The sequence below is a fragment of the Rhodococcus sp. T7 genome, from assembly GCF_009872365.1.
In the GTDB taxonomy this organism is placed as follows: domain Bacteria; phylum Actinomycetota; class Actinomycetes; order Mycobacteriales; family Mycobacteriaceae; genus Rhodococcus_F.
Genome location: NZ_WXYH01000197.1, coordinates 1 through 1,802 on the forward strand (window position 1 = coordinate 1; position 1,802 = coordinate 1,802).

The window sequence follows — 1,802 nt, forward strand, 5'->3', positions numbered from 1 at the left end:
CGTCGGTAGCCGGTGAGCCAGGCAGATGGGTCGGCCGCGCGGCGAGGTGTCTGTGAGGCAGATCCTTTTCCTAAGAAATAACCCTGGAGTTCGTTGGGGCCCGGGGTCTCGGTTCGCCTGCTGGACCTGTGGGTTTTCCGTGTTCTGGTCGTTCTTGGCCGTTCTGACTCAACTTCAATTATTCTGAGCCGATCTCGCTCTTGATGATGCTCCAGCAGTGAAGTTGAAGGCCAGGAGGCGCGGTGGGTTGTCGGTCGTGAGGGATCTCCGCGAGGTGCGTGCGGCGGTGGGCCCAGAGGATACCGAGCGGTTCGAGACCGACGTGTTCGCAGGGTTTGTGCTCGCCCGTTGTGCGGCTGGCTTGTCGGACAACATGATTCGCTCGGATGTCAGCCACTTGGAGCAGGTCCGGACCTGGTTCGGGAAGCCGTTATGGGACATGCTGCCCGCGGACGCGGACTCGTATTTCGGCACGGTGCTGCGCCCGGTGCTGATCCCCACGAGACTTGCTCGAGCGCAGGCGCTCAAGACCTACTTCGAGTTTCTGGAGCTGCGGCACAAGATCGAGATTCACAACCTGACGGGCCGGATTGCTCCACCTGGCCGTCCTGTTCGGACTCGACGAGACCACAGCGATCCGATACTCCACAGCCGCGCGACAGATCCTCCAAACCCCAGCCGAGGAACACGATCCACCGAGTTGAGCACGAACCCAAGGATCAACTCGCCCCAAATCCACTGAGCACCCTCGGGTTCCCGCCGAAGAACCCTCAGTTCGCGTGAACTCCGGGCAAAGGCGCGGCCTCCCGCCGAACCGGACTTGATGGTTTCCCGATCATCCGGCTCTCCGGTGACTATTGCGTGGGCGATGCGGCGGTCTGCCGCGCTCACGCAGGACACTCAGCATCGTTTCGGCGCTCTGCATTACGCATACCTCCCGATCTGGTCGTGTCCAATCACCTGGCCTCCTTCGCCCTTGTGGTCGGCTTTCCCGACCTCCTCGGCCGGTCGTGACTCCGGCGACTACTACGAGGCCTCCGTCGCCCTGGGGCTCGCGCCCGGTAGGCGATCCCGCGTTCGTCTCTGTCGTACGTATCAGCGTGACGTAGGCGGCCCACTCATCTCCTTCAACACCCTCGCTGGGCGTCGCTCCGCGCTCCGGAGGTTGTGTCGGTCACCATCGACCCCGACACAGAGCACGGCACCGGTTTCAGCGGTCCTTCCGGCGGATGGGAACTTGCATCAACTGGAGATTGGGCTTCAGGCAATCCAGCTTTCGCCCTATCACGCGGGTCCTCCCCGATGCGTCGCCCCGACCACTGGGCCCGACCACCGGGTTTCCTGGCATGCTCTTGTCCCCTTCACCTTTCGGATCCAGGTCAGCCACCCGACCCAAGAACCTCCCTCCAAGTCCTTCCCGACTGAACCGGGGATACGACAGAGCGCCTCGCGGCGCACATGGTGCGTTCGATCTTCCACCGGTACCGGCCGAGGCGGTCGTTTCGCTCGATGCCGCGGCGGGCGATCCGCGGGACGATGCCTTGTTCGCGCAGCCACCGTCGGTGAATGTCGTAGTCGTAGCCCTTGTCGGCGCGAAGCTTTCCCGGCTTGCGTCGGCGTGGTCCGCGCCTGGACTTCGTTGCCGGAATCGCTGCCACCATTGGTTGCAGCATCGTGCTGTCGTGAGTATTCGCCGCGGACACATCGACGACCAGTGGGATTCCGTTTGTTTCGGACAGGACGTGGATCTTCGATCCCTTCTTGCCGCGGTCGACCGGACTCGGCCCGGTCAGCGATCCCCC

General features: G+C 63.4%; 2 protein-coding genes. One reads left to right on the forward strand and one right to left on the reverse strand.

All coding sequences use genetic code 11. The annotated features are described in order from the left end of the window. Positions 1 to 217: 217 nt before the first annotated feature. Complete coding sequence (locus MLGJGCBP_RS18970; RefSeq protein WP_007296051.1) at positions 218 to 742, forward strand: hypothetical protein; 525 nt, start codon at positions 218 to 220, stop codon at positions 740 to 742. Positions 743 to 1,379: 637 nt separating this feature from the next. On the opposite strand, the gene MLGJGCBP_RS18975 is transcribed toward MLGJGCBP_RS18970, so the two are convergent. After that, on the reverse strand, positions 1,380 to 1,802 hold a 423-nt coding region (locus MLGJGCBP_RS18975; RefSeq protein WP_160097570.1), incomplete at its 5' end, for a transposase.